The organism is Streptomyces sp. BE303, assembly GCF_036290945.1.
Classification (GTDB): domain Bacteria; phylum Actinomycetota; class Actinomycetes; order Streptomycetales; family Streptomycetaceae; genus Kitasatospora.
The window spans coordinates 129111-144495 of the sequence record NZ_JAQYWZ010000880.1 but is presented as its reverse complement, the minus strand read 5'-3'; the positions used below and the strand labels follow the sequence as shown (position 1 = coordinate 144495).

15 protein-coding genes are annotated in these 15385 nt (G+C 73.1%); 2 read left to right on the top strand and 13 right to left on the bottom strand.

The features are described from left to right. Window positions 1-239: 239 nt before the first annotated feature. Entirely contained in the window at window positions 240-2036 is a 1797-nt protein-coding gene (gene leuA / locus PUR56_RS31915) for a 2-isopropylmalate synthase (protein ID WP_329951507.1), read from the bottom strand. Between the two features lie 334 nt (window positions 2037-2370). Between leuA and PUR56_RS31910 the strand changes: the two genes are divergently transcribed. Together PUR56_RS31910 and PUR56_RS31905 are read left to right on the top strand one after the other, a co-directional pair. After that, window positions 2371-3390 carry a M4 family metallopeptidase gene (locus tag PUR56_RS31910; RefSeq protein WP_329885194.1) on the top strand — a complete coding sequence of 340 codons (1020 nt, stop codon included), beginning with the start codon at window positions 2371-2373 and terminating at the stop codon, window positions 3388-3390. 67 nt (window positions 3391-3457) lie between these two features. After that, window positions 3458-3724 carry a protealysin inhibitor emfourin gene (locus tag PUR56_RS31905; protein ID WP_329885193.1) on the top strand — a complete coding sequence of 89 codons (267 nt, stop codon included), beginning with the start codon at window positions 3458-3460 and terminating at the stop codon, window positions 3722-3724. A 132-nt stretch (window positions 3725-3856) separates the two neighbouring features. Here PUR56_RS31905 and PUR56_RS31900 read toward each other — a convergent pair whose 3' ends face one another. From PUR56_RS31900 to PUR56_RS31845, 12 genes are all read right to left on the bottom strand, one after another. Next, the gene (locus PUR56_RS31900; protein ID WP_329951506.1) at window positions 3857-4570 is read right to left on the bottom strand and encodes an alpha/beta fold hydrolase; all 714 of its coding nucleotides are present in this window, start codon (window positions 4568-4570) and stop codon (window positions 3857-3859) included. A gap of 46 nt (window positions 4571-4616) precedes the next feature. Next, the gene (gene era, locus PUR56_RS31895; protein WP_329885191.1) at window positions 4617-5546 is read right to left on the bottom strand and encodes a GTPase Era; all 930 of its coding nucleotides are present in this window, start codon (window positions 5544-5546) and stop codon (window positions 4617-4619) included. Window positions 5547-5601: 55 nt separating this feature from the next. After that, entirely contained in the window at window positions 5602-5763 is a 162-nt protein-coding gene (locus PUR56_RS31890; RefSeq protein WP_329951505.1) for a hypothetical protein, read from the bottom strand. Between the two features lie 207 nt (window positions 5764-5970). After that, window positions 5971-6324 carry a cytidine deaminase gene (locus PUR56_RS31885; RefSeq protein WP_329885189.1) on the bottom strand — a complete coding sequence of 118 codons (354 nt, stop codon included), beginning with the start codon at window positions 6322-6324 and terminating at the stop codon, window positions 5971-5973. A gap of 35 nt (window positions 6325-6359) precedes the next feature. After that, window positions 6360-6899, bottom strand: coding sequence for a DUF4383 domain-containing protein (locus PUR56_RS31880; RefSeq protein ID WP_329885188.1), 540 nt, complete (start codon window positions 6897-6899; stop codon window positions 6360-6362). 12 nt (window positions 6900-6911) lie between these two features. Continuing rightward, window positions 6912-7148 carry a hypothetical protein gene (locus tag PUR56_RS31875; RefSeq protein WP_329885187.1) on the bottom strand — a complete coding sequence of 79 codons (237 nt, stop codon included), beginning with the start codon at window positions 7146-7148 and terminating at the stop codon, window positions 6912-6914. A gap of 33 nt (window positions 7149-7181) precedes the next feature. Then, a complete protein-coding gene (locus PUR56_RS31870; protein ID WP_329951504.1) occupies window positions 7182-8507 on the bottom strand; it encodes a hemolysin family protein in 1326 nt (441 codons plus the stop codon). Between the two features lie 19 nt (window positions 8508-8526). Continuing rightward, complete coding sequence (ybeY, locus tag PUR56_RS31865) at window positions 8527-9021, bottom strand: rRNA maturation RNase YbeY (RefSeq protein WP_238741059.1); 495 nt, start codon at window positions 9019-9021, stop codon at window positions 8527-8529. A 14-nt stretch (window positions 9022-9035) separates the two neighbouring features. After that, on the bottom strand, window positions 9036-10154 hold the full coding sequence (locus tag PUR56_RS31860) for a PhoH family protein (RefSeq protein WP_380353965.1): 1119 nt from the start codon (window positions 10152-10154) through the stop codon (window positions 9036-9038). A 230-nt stretch (window positions 10155-10384) separates the two neighbouring features. Beyond that, a complete protein-coding gene (locus PUR56_RS31855; RefSeq protein ID WP_329885185.1) occupies window positions 10385-11308 on the bottom strand; it encodes a ribonuclease Z in 924 nt (307 codons plus the stop codon). A 4-nt stretch (window positions 11309-11312) separates the two neighbouring features. Next, the gene (locus tag PUR56_RS31850; RefSeq protein ID WP_329885184.1) at window positions 11313-11666 is read right to left on the bottom strand and encodes a histidine triad nucleotide-binding protein; all 354 of its coding nucleotides are present in this window, start codon (window positions 11664-11666) and stop codon (window positions 11313-11315) included. 325 nt (window positions 11667-11991) lie between these two features. Beyond that, on the bottom strand, window positions 11992-15267 hold the full coding sequence (locus PUR56_RS31845; protein WP_329951503.1) for a S41 family peptidase: 3276 nt from the start codon (window positions 15265-15267) through the stop codon (window positions 11992-11994). Between the last annotated feature and the right edge of the window lie 118 nt (window positions 15268-15385).

Here is a 15385-nt window from a genome sequence, read left to right as displayed (position 1 = left end):
GCAGGTCACGCGACCGGCCACCGGGCCGTCCCACCGACCCGGCTTACCGGTGGGTCGATGTTGCCACGGTTGCCGACACGTGTCAGTACCTCGAACGGCTCGATCACCGAAAAAATGTGGCGCAGGCCACAACCTGCCAGACCGGGCCGCCCGCAGCCCCGCCCCGGCCTCCGCGAACACCACCGCGAACGCCGCCGGGCCGCCCCGCAGGACGGCCCGGCAGCCACCACCCGTACGAACTACCCGCGCTGCGCCCGGTTGACGGCGCTGATCATCGCCTTCAGCGAGGCCAGCACGGTGTTGCCGTCGATGCCCACGCCCCACAGCACCCGGCCGTCCACCGCGCACTCCACGTACGCGGCGGCCTGGGCGTCGCCGCCCTCGCTCAGCGCGTGCTCGGCGTAGTCCAGCACCCGGACGTCCACGCCGATCTGCCCCAGCGCGTCGGCGAAGGCGGAGACCGGGCCGTTGCCGGTGCCGGACAGGGGGACCGGCACGCCGTCGACCACGGCCTCGGCGGTCAGCGCGTCCCGGCCGTCCTCGGTGGTCAGGGTGCGCGAGCCGCTCAGCGCGATGCGGCCCCAGGGGTTGCCGGTGGTCGGCAGGTACTCGTCCTCGAAGACCGCCCAGATCGCGGCCGGGGTGACCTCGCCGCCCTCGGCGTCGGTCTTGGCCTGGATGATCCGGGAGAACTCGATCTGCATCCGGCGCGGCAGGTCCAGCTTGTGGTCGTTCTTCAGGACGTACGCCACGCCGCCCTTGCCGGACTGGCTGTTGACCCGGATGACCGCCTCGTAGGTGCGGCCGACGTCCTTCGGGTCGATCGGCAGGTACGGCACGCCCCAGGTGTGCTCGCCGACCGGCACGCCGGCCGCCGCGGCGTCCGCCTCCAGGGCGTCGAAGCCCTTCTTGATGGCGTCCTGGTGCGAGCCCGAGAAGGAGGTGTACACCAGGTCGCCGGCGTACGGGTGGCGCGGGTGCACCTCCATCTGGTTGCAGTACTCGGCGGTGCGGCGGACCTCGTCGATGTCGGAGAAGTCGATCTCGGGGTCGACGCCCTGCGAGAACAGGTTCATGCCCAGGGTGACCAGGTCGACGTTGCCGGTCCGCTCGCCCTGCCCGAACAGGCAGCCCTCGATCCGGTCGGCGCCGGCCATGTAGGCCAGCTCGGCGGAGGCGACGGCGGTACCGCGGTCGTTGTGCGGGTGCACCGACAGGCAGACGGACTCGCGCCGCGACAGGTGTCGCGACATCCACTCGAACTGGTCGGCCTGGACGTTCGGGGTGGCCCGCTCGATGGTGGCCGGCAGGTTCAGGATGATCTCGCGGCCCTCGCCGGGCTGCCAGACGTCCATGACCGCCTCGCAGACCTCCAGCGCGAAGTCCAGCTCGGTGTCGACGAAGATCTCCGGCGAGTACTGGTAGCCGAAGACCGTCTCGTCGCCCAGCAGCTTGTCGGCGTACTCCATCACCAGCCGGGTGCCGTCGACGGCGATCGCCTTGGTGGCGGCCCGGTCGTTGCGGAACACCACCCGGCGGAACAGGGGCGCGGTCGCGTTGTACAGGTGGACGGTCGCGCGCGGGGCCCCGACCAGCGACTCGACGGTCTTCTCGATCAGCTCCTCGCGGGCCTGCGTCAGCACCGAGATGGTGACGTCCTCGGGGATCGCCCCCTCCTCGATCAGCGAGCGGACGAACGCGTGGTCGGTGGCCCCGGAGGAGGGGAACCCGACCTCGATCTCCTTGTAGCCCATCCGGACCAGCAGGTCAAACATCTGCCGCTTGCGGGCCGGGGACATCGGGTCGATCAGCGCCTGGTTGCCGTCCCGCAGGTCGGTGGAGAGCCAGCGCGGCGCCTTGGTGATCACCTTCGACGGCCAGGTGCGGTCCGGCAGGTCGACGGTGCCGAACGGCAGGTACCGGCCGTACCGCATGCCGGACGGCTGCTGGCGTACGGACCCGGCGGTGATGGGGGTGGGGCGGTCGACGAACGCGCGACCGGCGGTGACGGGCACGGCGGAGCTCTGCTCGGTCATGGAGGTGAGTCTCGGCTTCCTGTGGTGATGCGGGGCTGGTCGGGGTGGGACGGTCACCCGACTCGGCCGGCCTGCTGCCGCTCGCGACCCGTCGTACGGTCGCCCGATTCAGCGCGCAGCACAGTCCCCGCGGCGAGGGAGCCGGCCCTTGGTGGACTACAGGCCCTCGACGCGGCAGCTAAGAAGAAGCAGCCCATTGCGCATGATGGTCCCCAGCGTAACCCAGGGCCGCACGCCCCCGAAGTGAGCCGGGCGGACATTCCACCCCTTGAGACGGCGCACGGTTCCGTCCGCGCCGGTGACAACACGTCATCAATGCGTCACGCTTGGCCACATGACAGCCGAACCGCCGCTCTGTGCGATCGTTCCGCCGTACGTCCTGGACCGCCTCGCCGAGGACGGTCACGCCCCCGCCACCCGCTCCCTCGCCCTGGACGCCGTCCACCGCACCACGCGGCTCACCGCCGTCCCCCGCCAGCCCGCCGCCGACCGTCTGGAGCGGGTGATCTCGGACGCCGGACACCGCGAGCGCCTGCCCGGCCGGGTCGTCCGGCGGGAGGGCGAGCCGGCCCTCCCCGACCAGTCCGTCAACCACGCCTACGACGGCCTCGGCGCCACCTACGCGCTGTTCTCCGACGTGTACGGGCGGCACTCCGTCGACGACCAGGGCCTGCGCCTCGACGCCACCGTGCACTACGGCCGGGACTACGACAACGCCTTCTGGGACGGCCACCGGATGGTCTTCGGCGACGGCGACGGCGAGGTGTTCGGCGACTTCACCGCCTGCATCGACGTCATCGGCCACGAACTCGCCCACGGTGTCACGCAGTTCACCGCCGGCCTGGAGTACCGGGGGCAGTCCGGCGCGCTCAACGAGTCGGTCTCGGACGTCTTCGGCTCGTTGGTCAAGCAGTACGCGCTGCGGCAGGACGCCGCCGACGCGGACTGGCTGATCGGCGCCGGACTGCTCGCCCCCGGCGTGCAGGGGGTCGCGCTGCGCTCGATGAAGGCGCCCGGGACCGCCTACGACGACCCCCGGCTCGGCAAGGACCCGCAGCCCGCCCATCTGCGCGACTACGTGCACACCACCCGGGACAACGGCGGCGTGCACATCAACTCGGGCATCCCCAACCACGCCTTCTACCTGCTGGCCACCGCACTCGGCGGTCCGGCCTGGGAACGCGCGGGGCGGATCTGGTACGACGCGCTCACCGGCCGCCGGCTGCCCCCCGACGCCGACTTCACCGCCTTCGCCCGGTCCACCGTGGCCGCGGCCGCGGCCCGCTACCCGGAACCGGAGGTGGCGGACACGGTGACCGCGGCCTGGGCGAAGGTGGGCATCAGTCCGGGTTGAGCCGCGCTTAAGTCAAGGTCAGGGAAAACCCCGGCAAACGGCTTCCCCGGGTAGCACCATGGACACCATGCGCATCCAGGTGACCCGGACCGGCGGCTTCGCGGGACTCGTCCGCCACGCGGAGCTAGACACCACCGAGCGGACGGACGCCCCGCATGTGCACGCACTCGCCCGCGAGGCCGTCGCGGGCGGGCTGCGGTCCCCCTCGTACGGCGTGCCCGACGGCTTCCACTACGAGATCACCGTCGACGGGCGGACGGTGCACTGCGCCGACCCGAAACTCACCGAGTCGCAGCGCGAGCTGGTCTCCCTGGTGCTGCGCGAGGGCGCGTAGCGCTGCCCGCGTGCCCGGGGCCACTCCCCGGGCGCCGGGGCCCGGCCCCGGGCACCGGCGCGGCATCCGGACGGCCCGCAGCGGCGGCAGCACGCCCGTCCGCCCGCGCCCCCGTACGGGGGCGCGCGCCGGTCAGAGCCAGCCGTCGAGCGAGGCCAGGAAGCCCGTGAGGTCGTCACGGTGGATGGTGTGCCCGGCGCCGGGCACCCTCCGGACCTCGTACCCGACGCCGCGCAGCCGCTCGGCGTCCTCGGGCCCGGTCAGGAAGCTCCGGTCGGGGAGCTGGAGCAGCGACGGCACCGCGGGGGCGCCGGGCAGGACCGCCTGCGCGTAGAAGCCCGCGAGCCCCAGCGCGCTGTCCGGGTCCCAGGCGGCCAGCGTCGCCACTTCGACGTCCACGTCGGCCGCGTCCCAGCGCGGGGCGAGCGCGGCGATCTGCTCCCGGGTCGCCCGCTTGAAGTGGGTGAAGACGCCCGGGTCGAACAGGTCGGACTGGGCGAAGCACCAGGCCGGGTCGGAGTAGACCGCCCGGGCGGGTCGGAGCCGCTCGACCGCCTGCAGCAGGGCCAGGCCGCCGAGCGAGTGACCGACGGCGAGCTCCGCGCCGGTCGGCAGGGTGTCCACCAGGTCCTCGGCCAGCCGCTCGGGCGCGTACCGGTCGGTCGGGGTGGCGCCCACGCCGCGCGGGCTGGCACCGTGGCCGCGGAGGTCCACGGCGATCACCCGGTAGCCGCGCGCGGCGAGCGCCGGACCGACCGACCGCCAGCTGCGGTGGTCGGACATGATCCCGTGGACCAGCAGGGCGAGCCGGTCCCCCGAGCCCCACTCACAGGTGTGCAGCTTCAATTCCCGCCCCCTGCCGTCCGGTCCGGCCCCCGCTGGTCCGGACTGCTCAGAAGCCCAGCTTACGCAGCTGCTTCGGGTCGCGCTGCCAGTCCTTGGCCACCTTGACGTGCAGGTCCAGGAAGACCGGCGTGCCGAGCAGCGCCTCGATGTGCTTGCGGGCCGTGGTGCCGACGTGCTTGAGCCGCGCGCCCTTGGCCCCGATCACGATCGCCTTCTGGCTCTGGCGCTCGATGTAGACGTTGGCGTGGATGTCCAGCAGCGGACGGTCCGCCGGCCGGCCCTCGCGCGGCAGCATCTCCTCGACGACGACCGCCAGCGAGTGCGGCAGCTCGTCCCGGACGCCCTCCAGGGCCGCCTCGCGGATCAGCTCGGCGACCATGATCTGCTCGGGCTCGTCGGTGAGGTCGCCGTCCGGGTAGAGCGGCATGCCCTCCGGGAGCAGCTTGGTGATCAGCTCGGCGACCAGGTCGACCTGCTTGTCGCCCACGGCGGACACCGGGATGATCTCGGCCCACTCGAAGCCCAGCTCGGCACCGAGCTGGTGGACGGCGATCAGCTGTTCGGCCAGCCGCTTGGAGTCGACCAGGTCGGTCTTGGTGACGATGGCGACCTTGGGGGTCTTCTTGAGCTCGGCGAGCTCCTTGACGATGAACTTGTCACCGGGGCCGAGCTTCTGGTCGGCGGGAAGGCAGAAGCCGATCACGTCGACCTCGGCCCAGGTGGAGCGGACCAGGTCGTTCAGACGCTCGCCGAGCAGGGTGCGCGGCTTGTGCAGGCCGGGGGTGTCGACCAGGACGAGCTGGGCCTCGGGACGGTGCACGATGCCGCGCACGGTGTGCCGGGTGGTCTGCGGACGGTCGGAGGTGATCGCGACCTTCGTCCCCACCAGGGCGTTGGTCAGGGTCGACTTGCCCGCGTTGGGCCTGCCGACGAAGCACGCGAAGCCGGAGCGGTACGAGGAGGAAGGGGCACTCATGCGCCCCATTCTCCCTGATCACGGGGAGCGGGACGGACCGGGCCGCCCCGGGCGGTCACTTCTTCCCCCCTCCGAGGACCGAGGCGAGGCCCCAGACCAGCACGATCAGCAGGAACGAGACCGAACCCCAGAGCCAGAACGGCGAGCCGGTCTCCTGCCATTTGCCCATCCCCATCACGCCCAGCAGCAGTCCCGCGAAGAACGCGAACGGCCCCATCGGTAAGCCCCCTCACCGCAGCAACTCCCCGGTGAGATTATCCGCTGAACCGATACGGCAGAGCGCCCGGGGGCCGCCTCCCCGAGCGCCCGGAGCGGACTGCGACCGGACTGCGGTCCGGTCCGCGGACCGGACCGCGGACCGCCGGCCGGACGGCGCCGGAGCGGCGTCGACCGGCCGCCCCCGCGGCCGCGTCCGGCGCACCGCTCAGCGCGCCTCGACCGAGGCCCGCAGCGTCCCGTCCGGCCCCGCCAGCAGCAGCGGCGTCCCGGCGCCGCCGAGGTCCCGGACCGCGGCCAGATCGGCCTCCGAGGGCTGCTCCGCCTCGCTCACCACGGCCGCGGCCTCCAGCGACCTCGCGCCGCTGGCCACCGCCATCGCCACCGCCGTCTGCACCGCGCTGAGCCGCAGCGACTCCAGGGCGACCGTCCCGGCCACGTACGTCCGGCCGGTCTCGTCACGCACCGCGGCCCCCTCCGCGACGCCGTTGCGGGCGCGGGCGGAGCGGGCCAGGGTGATGATCTTCTTGTCTTCGGGGTCGAGTTCGACGATGTCACTCATGCCCAGGAGCATAGGCGCCCGTCCACGGCCCCGGATCAGTGCCCGATCGGGTTCGGCGGCCCCGGCCGCAGCACCTTCACGAAGGTCTTGGGACCGGACGGCAGCGGCTCCTCGTCCTCGGCCCGCCGGCGCCAGTACGGGTTGTCGTGCGGCAGGTGGCTGCTGACCCGCCCGTACATGCCGAACGTGGTGATCACCAGCCCGAAGACGAACGCGAAGAGCACGTTCGACATCCGGAAGTTCAGGATGTTGGCGTCCGGCCGGCCGAGCACCGTCAGCCCGTAGAAGCCGGAGAGCACGAACAGCACGCCGACCACCATGTTGAGGTTGGACGCGAAGTTACCGCCGACGACCGCGCCGCCGACCAGGATCGCGCCCACCACGATGGACAGGATGCTCAACGCCCCGTTGGTCGACATCCCGGCGATGCCGTCACCGCTGGTGGACAGGAAGCCCGGATGGTCGGCCAGCCCGAGGCAGCCGAACACGATCAGGAAGATCCCGCCGAGCCCCGCCCCGATCCGCCAGACCGTCGCGAGCTTGTGGTCCACCGGCAGTTCGTCTTGCAACTTCATGGCTACCTCCGCCTAGGCGTAGGGGTGGCTTCCGTGCATGTGCGGCACCTCGTGCATGTACAGCGAGCCGCACTGCTGGCAGCACCGGAGCCCGGTCCCCCACTCCTGTTCCGGCCGTGTCTCGGCGTCGGCGGGCATGGTGCGCCCGCACAGGGCGGTGGCCGGGTCCCCGTCCCGCACCACGTGCCAGACCTTGACCCCGCCCGCCGTCCCCTGCGGGCCGTACTCCGCGCGAAGTTGGTGAGTCATACCCCCAATCGTCGCCCCCGGAGGACGGGAGCGCTACTCGCCGGCGGCCTGCGCCGCGTCGGCCTGCGCCCTGACCGGCGCGACCACCACGGAGCCGATCCGGTTGCGGCGGCCCGCCGAGCTCTCCGCGGTCAGCCGGATCGCGGTCAGCCCGCCCGGGATCTCCTCCGGCACCGGGATCTCGCAGGACGAACCCGGGATCGGCACCCGTCCCAGGTGCTTGGCGAGCAGGCCGCCGACGGTCTCGACGTCCTCGTCCTCCAGCTCGATCCCGAACAGATCGCCCAGGTCCTCGACCAGCAGCCGCGCCGTGATCCGGAACGAGCCGTCCCCGAGGTCCTCGACCGGCGCGATCTCCCGGTCGTACTCGTCGGTGATCTCACCGACGATCTCCTCCAGGACGTCCTCGATGGTGACCAGCCCGGCGGTACCGCCGTACTCGTCGATCACGATCGCCACGTGCGAGCGCATCTGCTGCATCTCGCGGAGCAGGTCGGCGGCCGGCTTGGAGTCCGGCACGAAGACGGCCGGCCGCAGCACCGCACCCACCTCGTCGGACTCGGAGTCCCGGTTGATGTGGGTGCGCCGCACCAGGTCCTTGAGGTAGACGATGCCGACCACGTCGTCCTCGTTGTCGCCGACCACCGGGATCCGCGAGAAGCCCGAGCGCAACGCCAGGGTGAGCGCCTGCCGGACGGTCTTGTGCCGCTCGATCATCACCAGGTCGGTCCGCGGCACCATCACCTCGCGGACGATGGTGTCGCCCAGTTCGAAGACCGAGTGCACCATCCGGCGCTCGTCGTCCTCGATGACGTCGTTCTTCTCGGCGAGGTCGACCAGCGCCCGCAGCTCGGCCTCGGAGGCGAACGGCCCCTCCTTGTACCCCTTGCCGGGGGTGAGCGCGTTGCCGAGCAGGATCAGCAGCCGTGGGATCGGACCGAGGATCCGGGCCAGCGGCAGCAGCACGAAGGACGCGGCCGTCGCGGTGCTGAGCGGGTGCTGGCGCCCGATCGTGCGCGGCGAGACGCCGACCGCGACGAACGACACCAGCACCATCACCCCGAAGGCCAGCAGCACGGCCTGCCAGGTCGAGTCCAGGCTGCGCACGCAGACCACGGTGACCAGGACGGCCGCCGCCATCTCGCTGGCGACCCGGATCAGGGTCGCCAGGTTGAGGTAGCGGATCGGGTCCGACGCCAGGGCCAGCAGCCGGGCCGACCCCTTCCGGCCGGACCGGACGGCCTCCTCCGCGCGGAACCGGGAGACCCGGGAGATGCCCGCCTCGGCGCACGCGGCCAGCCAGCCGAGCACCACCAGCAGCACGGCACCGAGGATGAAACTCGTACTCTCACCACTCACAGGGGTTCGGGCTCCGCGCTCAGTGGGTGGTGGGGGCGGGCGAGATGCCGCCGAGGCCGCGCCCGGCCCGCCAGCCGTCGAGGATCGCCTTCTGGAGGCCGAACATCTCCTCCTCCTCGTCCGGCTCCTCGTGGTCGTACCCGAGGACGTGCAGCACGCCGTGGACGGTGAGCAGCTGGAGCTCCTCGTCCATCGAGTGCTTGGACGGGGCCGCCTTGCCCTGCTGCTCGGCGACCTCGGGGCAGAGCACGATGTCGCCGAGCAGGCCCTGCGGCAGCTCCTCCCCCTCCTTGCCGGGACGCAGCTCGTCCATGGGGAACGACATCACGTCGGTCGGGCCGGGGAGGTCCATCCACTGGATGTGCAGCTCCTCCATCGCCGCTCCGTCCACCAGGATCACGGACAGTTCGGACTGCGGGTGGATCCGCATCTTGTCCAGGGCGTAGCGGGCGACGTCGAGGATGGCTTCCTCGTCTGCGTCCCAACCGGACTCGTTGGCGATGTCGATCGACATGACGGGCTGGTTACTCAGCTTTCGGTGCGATGGGACTGTCGGGGTGCGCGCGAGCCGCGCCGCTGGGCCGGCTTGGCCGGGACCGGGTGTTCCTCGGCCTCCTGCCGGGCGTCCCAGCGCTCGTACGCGTCCACGATCCGGCCGACCAGCTTGTGGCGGACCACGTCGGTGCTGGTGAGGACGGAGAAGTGGATGTCGGGCACGTCGACCAGGATCTCCTGGACGACCTTGAGACCGCTGCGGGTGCCGCCCGGGAGGTCGATCTGGCTGGTGTCGCCGGTGACGACCACCCGGGAGTTGAACCCGAGGCGGGTGAGGAACATCTTCATCTGCTCGGGCGAGGTGTTCTGGGCCTCGTCCAGGATGATGAAGGCGTCGTTGAGGGTGCGACCGCGCATGTAGGCGAGCGGGGCGACCTCGATGGTCCCGGCGGCCATCAGGCGCGGGATGGAGTCCGGGTCCATCATGTCGTGCAGCGCGTCGTACAGCGGGCGCAGGTACGGGTCGATCTTCTCGTAGAGGGTGCCGGGCAGGAAGCCCAGCCGCTCCCCCGCCTCGACGGCCGGACGGGTCAGGATGATCCGGTTGACCTCCTTGGCCTGGAGGGCCTGGACGGCCTTGGCCATCGCGAGGTAGGTCTTGCCGGTACCGGCCGGGCCGAGGCCGAAGACGATGGTGTGCTTGTCGATCGCGTCGACGTAGCGCTGCTGGTTGAGGGTCTTGGGACGGATGGTCCGGCCGCGGTTGGACAGGATGTTCGCGGTGAACACCTGCGACGGCGCCGGGCTGTCCGGGTCGTCGACGCCGCTCCGGAGCATGGCGATGGAACGCTCCACGGCGTCCTCCGTCAGGGGTTGGCCGGTGCGGAGCACCAGCATCATCTCGGTGAAGAGCTGCCGGACGAGCGCGACCTCGGCCCGCTCCCCGGTGGCGGTCACCTCGTTGCCGCGGACGTGGATGTCGGCGGCGGGGAAGCCCCGCTCGATCACGCGCAGCAGCGAGTCCGCGGTGCCGAGCAGGGTGACCATCGGATGCTTCTCGGGGATGACGATCCGGGCGCTGACGGAGCCGCCGTCGTCCGCCGGTTCGGGGCGCGACTGTCCGTTGGTACGGGTATGCGATGTGTCACTCATAGGTCGGCGCTGGGGCCTGCCTCATCCCATCCGTGTCTCGTGGGTGCCGCTCGGTCTCTCCGGGGCACCAGGGTACGCCGCGGACGTGATCGCCGCGGCGGGCGGCGGGGCCGCACGCGACGATGCTCCGGCAGATCGGGAGGCGGCGCGAGCGGTTTTCCGTGCCGTTCACGGGCCGCTCCCGACATCACCGCGACCGCCGTCGCGGCCCTGGCGGTCCGCGCGGCCCCTCACCCGCGGTGCCGGGGCGGTACTGGTACCCGCACGAGGTCCTCGGCAAGCACGATCGGGCCCTCGAAGTGCTTGCGGGCGTCGGCGAGGTGCTGGCCGAGGTCCGGGTAGCGCTGGGAGAAGTGGGTCAGCACCAGGGTCCGCGCACCGGCCTCGGCGGCGACCTTGGCGGCCTGGCCGGCGGTGAGGTGGCCGTGGTCGTCGGCGAGCCGCGCGTCGGCGTCGGTGAAGGTCGCCTCGATGACCAGCAGGTCGGCGCCCTCGGCCAGCTCGTGGACGCCCTCGCAGAGCCGGGTGTCCATCACGAAGGCGAACCGCTGGCCCGGCCTGGGCTCGCTGACCTCGTCCAGGGTGACCCGCCGGCCGTCCACCTCGGTCTCGCCCTGGTGCTGGAGCCGGCCGACGGCCGGACCGTAGACGCCCAGGTCGGCGAGACGCTCCGGCACCAGCCGGCGGCCGTCCGGCTCGCTCAGCCGGTAGCCGAAGGACTCGACGGGGTGGGAGAGCCGGACGGCGTCCAGCACGAACCGGGCGCCGGGCGCGGGCACGGGCCCGGACTCCTCGATCGGGCGGGGGCGCAGCACGGCCGTCTCGTGGAAGGCGGTGGCGTGCCGCAGCCGCTCGAAGTAGACCTCGCCGGAGGCCGGGAAGTAGACGTCGACCGGATGCGGGACGCGGTCCAGGTTGATCCGCTGGATCACCCCGGCCAGGCCCAGGCTGTGGTCGCCGTGGAAGTGCGTGACGGCGATCCGGGTGAGCTGGGTGGCGGAGACCCCGGCGTGCAGCATCTGCCGCTGGGTGCCCTCGCCCGGGTCGAAGAGCAGCCCCTCGCCGTCCCAGCGCAGCAGGTAGCCGTTGTGGTTCCGGTGCCGGGTCGGGACCTGGCTGGCGGTGCCGAGGACGACGAGTTCGCGCTGCGACACGCGGCTAGACCATGCGCTCGGTCATCGACGTACCGCCGAGCACGTGGACGTGGGCGTGGAAGACGGTCTGCCCGGCGCCGGCCCCGGTGTTGAAGATCAGGCGGTAGTCCGCGATGCCCTCGTCCGCCGCGACCCGGCCGGCCTCGGCGAGCAGCTCACCGGCGATCTCCGGCTCGGCGTCGGCCAGCGCGGCGGCGTTCGGGTAGTGGACGTGCGGGATGACCAGCACGTGCACCGGCGCCTTCGGGGCGATGTCGCGGAAGGCCAGGACGCGGTCGGTCTTGCGCACCACGGTGGCCGGGATCTCGCCGGCCACGATCTTGCAGAACAGGCAGTCGGGCTGCGGCTCGCCGGCCATCGGGGTCTCCTCGCGCTGTCGGTCGGGGGGGGGCTGGGACCCGGGTCCGGAACCGGGCCCGGCGTCGGGCCCGCTGCCGGTCGGGGCGTACGGCGGCATGCTAGCCGAGCCGTGCCCCGGCCTGCTGGTACTCGCGCAGGCGCCTCCGGCGGACCACGCGGACCCCGGCGGCGGTGCCCTCCGACTCCGGGCTCCTCGGTGAGCAGGCCGACCTTCGGCGGGACGGGCCCCCAGGGGCGGGTGCGCGGGGGCGGGTACCCGGGGGCGGGAGGACGGGTACGGGAGGCCGGACCCGCCGCCGGCCTCCCGCCCCGCCGGGCGGTTCCTACACCCAGGGCAGCGCCGGCGCCGCCTTGGCCGGAGCCCGGTCCAGCGCCGCCAGGGCGATCCGGACGCCCTCGGCGAGCTGCGGGTCCTCCCCCGCCGCCCACGCGTGCGGGGGGAACAGCACCTCGACGTCCGGGTCGACCCCGTGGTTCTCCACGCCCCAGCCGTACCGCTCGGACCAGAACGCGTACTTGGGCTGGGTCACCAGGGTGCCGTCCACCAGCGAGTACCGGCTGTCGATGCCGATCACCCCGCCCCAGGTGCGGGTGCCGACCACGGGGCCGATACCGAGTGCCTGGATGGCGGCGTTGACGATGTCGCCGTCGGAACCCGAGTACTCGTCGGCCAGCGCGACGACCGGCCCGCGCGGCGCGTCCTCCGGGTACGGCGCCGGGCTGGCGATGTCCCGGGCGATGCCCCATCCGACGATCCGCCGGGCCAGCTTCTCGATCACCAGCTGGGAGGTGTGCCCGCCCCGGTTGCCCCGGATGTCGACGATCACGCCCTCCCTGGCCATCTCCGACCGCAGGTCCCGGTGGATCTGCGCCCAGCCGGTGGTCTGCATGTCGGGGATGTGCAGGTAGCCGAGCCGCCCGTCGGACAGCTCACGGACGGCGGCCCGCCGGCCGGTGACCCAGTCGTGGTAGCGCAGCGGCTCCTCGTCGGCGAGCGGGACGACGACGGGGTGGCGCCGGTCGGTGCCGTCCTTGCCGGCCACGGTCAGCTCGACCGGCTGCCCGGCGGTGCCCGCCAGCAGCGGCGCCGGGCCGGTCACCGGATCGACCGGGCGCCCGTTGACCGCTAGGACGGCGTCCCCGGGGCGGATCGCGGCACCGGGCGCCGCCAGCGGCGAGCGGGCCCGGGGGTCGGAGGACTCGCCGGGCAGGATCCGGGAGATCCGCCAGGCGTCGCCGTCCTTGACGAGGTCGGCGCCGAGCAGGCCCTGTCGGCGGGCCGGCTCGGTGTGCAGGCCGTGCGGCAGCACGTAGGCGTGCGAGGTGCCCAGCTCGCCGTGCACCTCCCAGAGCAGGTCGACCAGGTCGTCGTGGGAGCCGATCCGGTCCACCAGCGGCCGGTACCGGGCCAGCACGCCCGCCCAGTCCACACCGTCGAGGTCCGGGCGCCAGAAGTTGTCGCGCATCAGGCGGCCGTTCTCGTCGAACATCTGCCGCCACTCGGCGGCCGGGTCGACGGTCACCCGGAGCCGGGCGAGGTCGACCTCGATCTCGTCGTCCTCGCCGACCGCCTTGTGGTCGGCGGGCACGATCCGCAGCTCGCCCTCGTCCAGCACCGCGAGCCGGGTGCCGTCGCCGCTCACCGCGAACGAGTCCAGCCCGTCCACCAGTTGCTCGGCCCGGCGCTTGCGGAGGTCGAACCGCTCCAGCGTGGGGCGCGGCCGCTCGTCCTCCAGCGAGGCCGCCTCGTCGCCGAGCTCGCCGACCAGCGGGACGCGCGTCCAGAGCACGCCGTCCTTGGCAGCCCGCAGCGAGCCGAACCGGCCGCCCTCGACCGGGAACGGCACGATCCGGTCGGCGATGCCGTCGAGGTCGACCCGGGTGACCGGCGGCGCGTCGGCCGTGCCCTCCTCGCCCTCCGTCTTCTTGCCCTTGGGCTCGTCGTCCTCGCCGCCGACCGGCCGACCGGCCCGCCGCGGCCCGAACGGGGACGGCGTGTCGGCGGCCAGCGTGATCAGGTACGGGCGGCAGCCGTTCGGGAAGGACAGGTCGAAGACGTGCGAGTCGTAGACCGGGTCGAAGTTGCGCACCGAGAGGAACGCCAGGTGCCGGCCGTCCGTGGTGAAGGCCGGCGAGGTGTCGATGAACCGCTGCGGGGTGGCCTCGGACACCGTCCGGGTGGTCAGGTTGGCCAGCACGATCTGGCGCAGCGACCACGGCCCGAGGGCGGGCTGGGACCAGGCCAGCCAGGCCGAGTCCGGGCTGAACGCCAGGCCGCTGACCTCGCCGTCGGTGCTGTGCGCCAGCTCGTGCACGACGCCGTCGGTCAGGGCGACCAGCAGGACCCGGCCGTCGTGCGCGCCGACCGCCACCTGCTTGCCGTCCGGCGAGACGAGCAGCGACCGGACCCGGCCGAGCTGCCCGGCGGCCAGCCGGCGGCGCTCGGTGCCGAGCACCGCGGGGGCGTACTCGATCGCGTCCTCGCCCTCGGCGTCGGTCACCCAGACCACGCCCTGCCCGCCGTCCTCGCCCGAACCGGGCACCACGCGGGCGAGTCGGCCGCGCACGCCCGGCGACTCGTCCAGGACGCGGGCCGGGCCCTCCCGGTGGGTCAGCCAGTGCACGGTCCCGCGCACCACGACGGCGCCGGCCCGGCCGGTGCGGTCGGGCGCGGCGGTCTCCAGCCAGTGCGCGGCCGGGACCGGACGCGGGCGGCGGCCGGTGCGCGGACCCGCCAGCCGGACGTCGAGGCGCCGCGGCGCCGCGTCGGCCAGGTCGTCCAGCAGCCAGAGGTCGCCCGCGGTGTGCCAGACGACGCGGGTGCCGTCGGTGGCGGCGTTGCGGGCGTAGAAGCCGTCCGGGGAGGAGGAGTGGCGGCGCAGGTCGGTGCCGTCCGGGAGGCTGGACCAGAGGTCGCCGACGCCCTCGTGGTCGGAGAGGAAGGCGATCCTCGCCCGGTCCGCCTCCCCCACCCAGAGCGGCGAGTCGATGTTCCCGGTCAGCTCCTCGTGGATCCGGTCGAACCGCTCCGTACCGATCCACAGCTTGCCGGTCCGCCCGCCCCGGTACCGCTTCCACCAGGCCGGCTCCACGCCGAACGCGGAGACCAGCAGCACCCTCCCCCCGCCTTCGGCCGGGGGCGCCCCCGAGCCGCCCGCCTCGAAGGACAGCCCGCCGACCGGCCCGTACGGCAGCCGTTCCGGCTCACCGCCGTCCAGCGGCACCGCGTGGGCCCAGGTGCGGCGCAGCGAGCCCTGTCCGGCGGCGGTGGTGGCGATCGGCCGGCCGTCCGGGGTCCAGCCGCGCAGCTGGGTCTGGGCGTCGCCCCAGTGGGTCAGCCGTCGGGACGGGCCGCCGTCCACCGGGACGACGTGCACCTCGGGTGCGCCGTCGCGGGCGGAGGTGAAGGCGACGTGCCGCCCGTCCGGGGAGAATCTCGGGCGGCGCACCGGGAGGTGATCGGCCGTCAGTCTCCAGGCCCGGCCGCCGTCCAGCGGGGCGAGCCACACGTCGTTCTCGGCGACGAAGGTGAGGAGGTCGCCGTGGAGGTGCGGGTGGCGCAGGTAGGCGCCGGCGGGGGTGCTTTCGGGTTCGCTCACACCGCCACCCTAGGCACCCGTGGCCGGCCCACGCCCGGTTTTCGCCGACCAGGACCCCCTGTCGGGGGACCGGGGATCCGGGGCCGCCCGGCCCACCCGGCCCGCCGCCCCGCTCGAA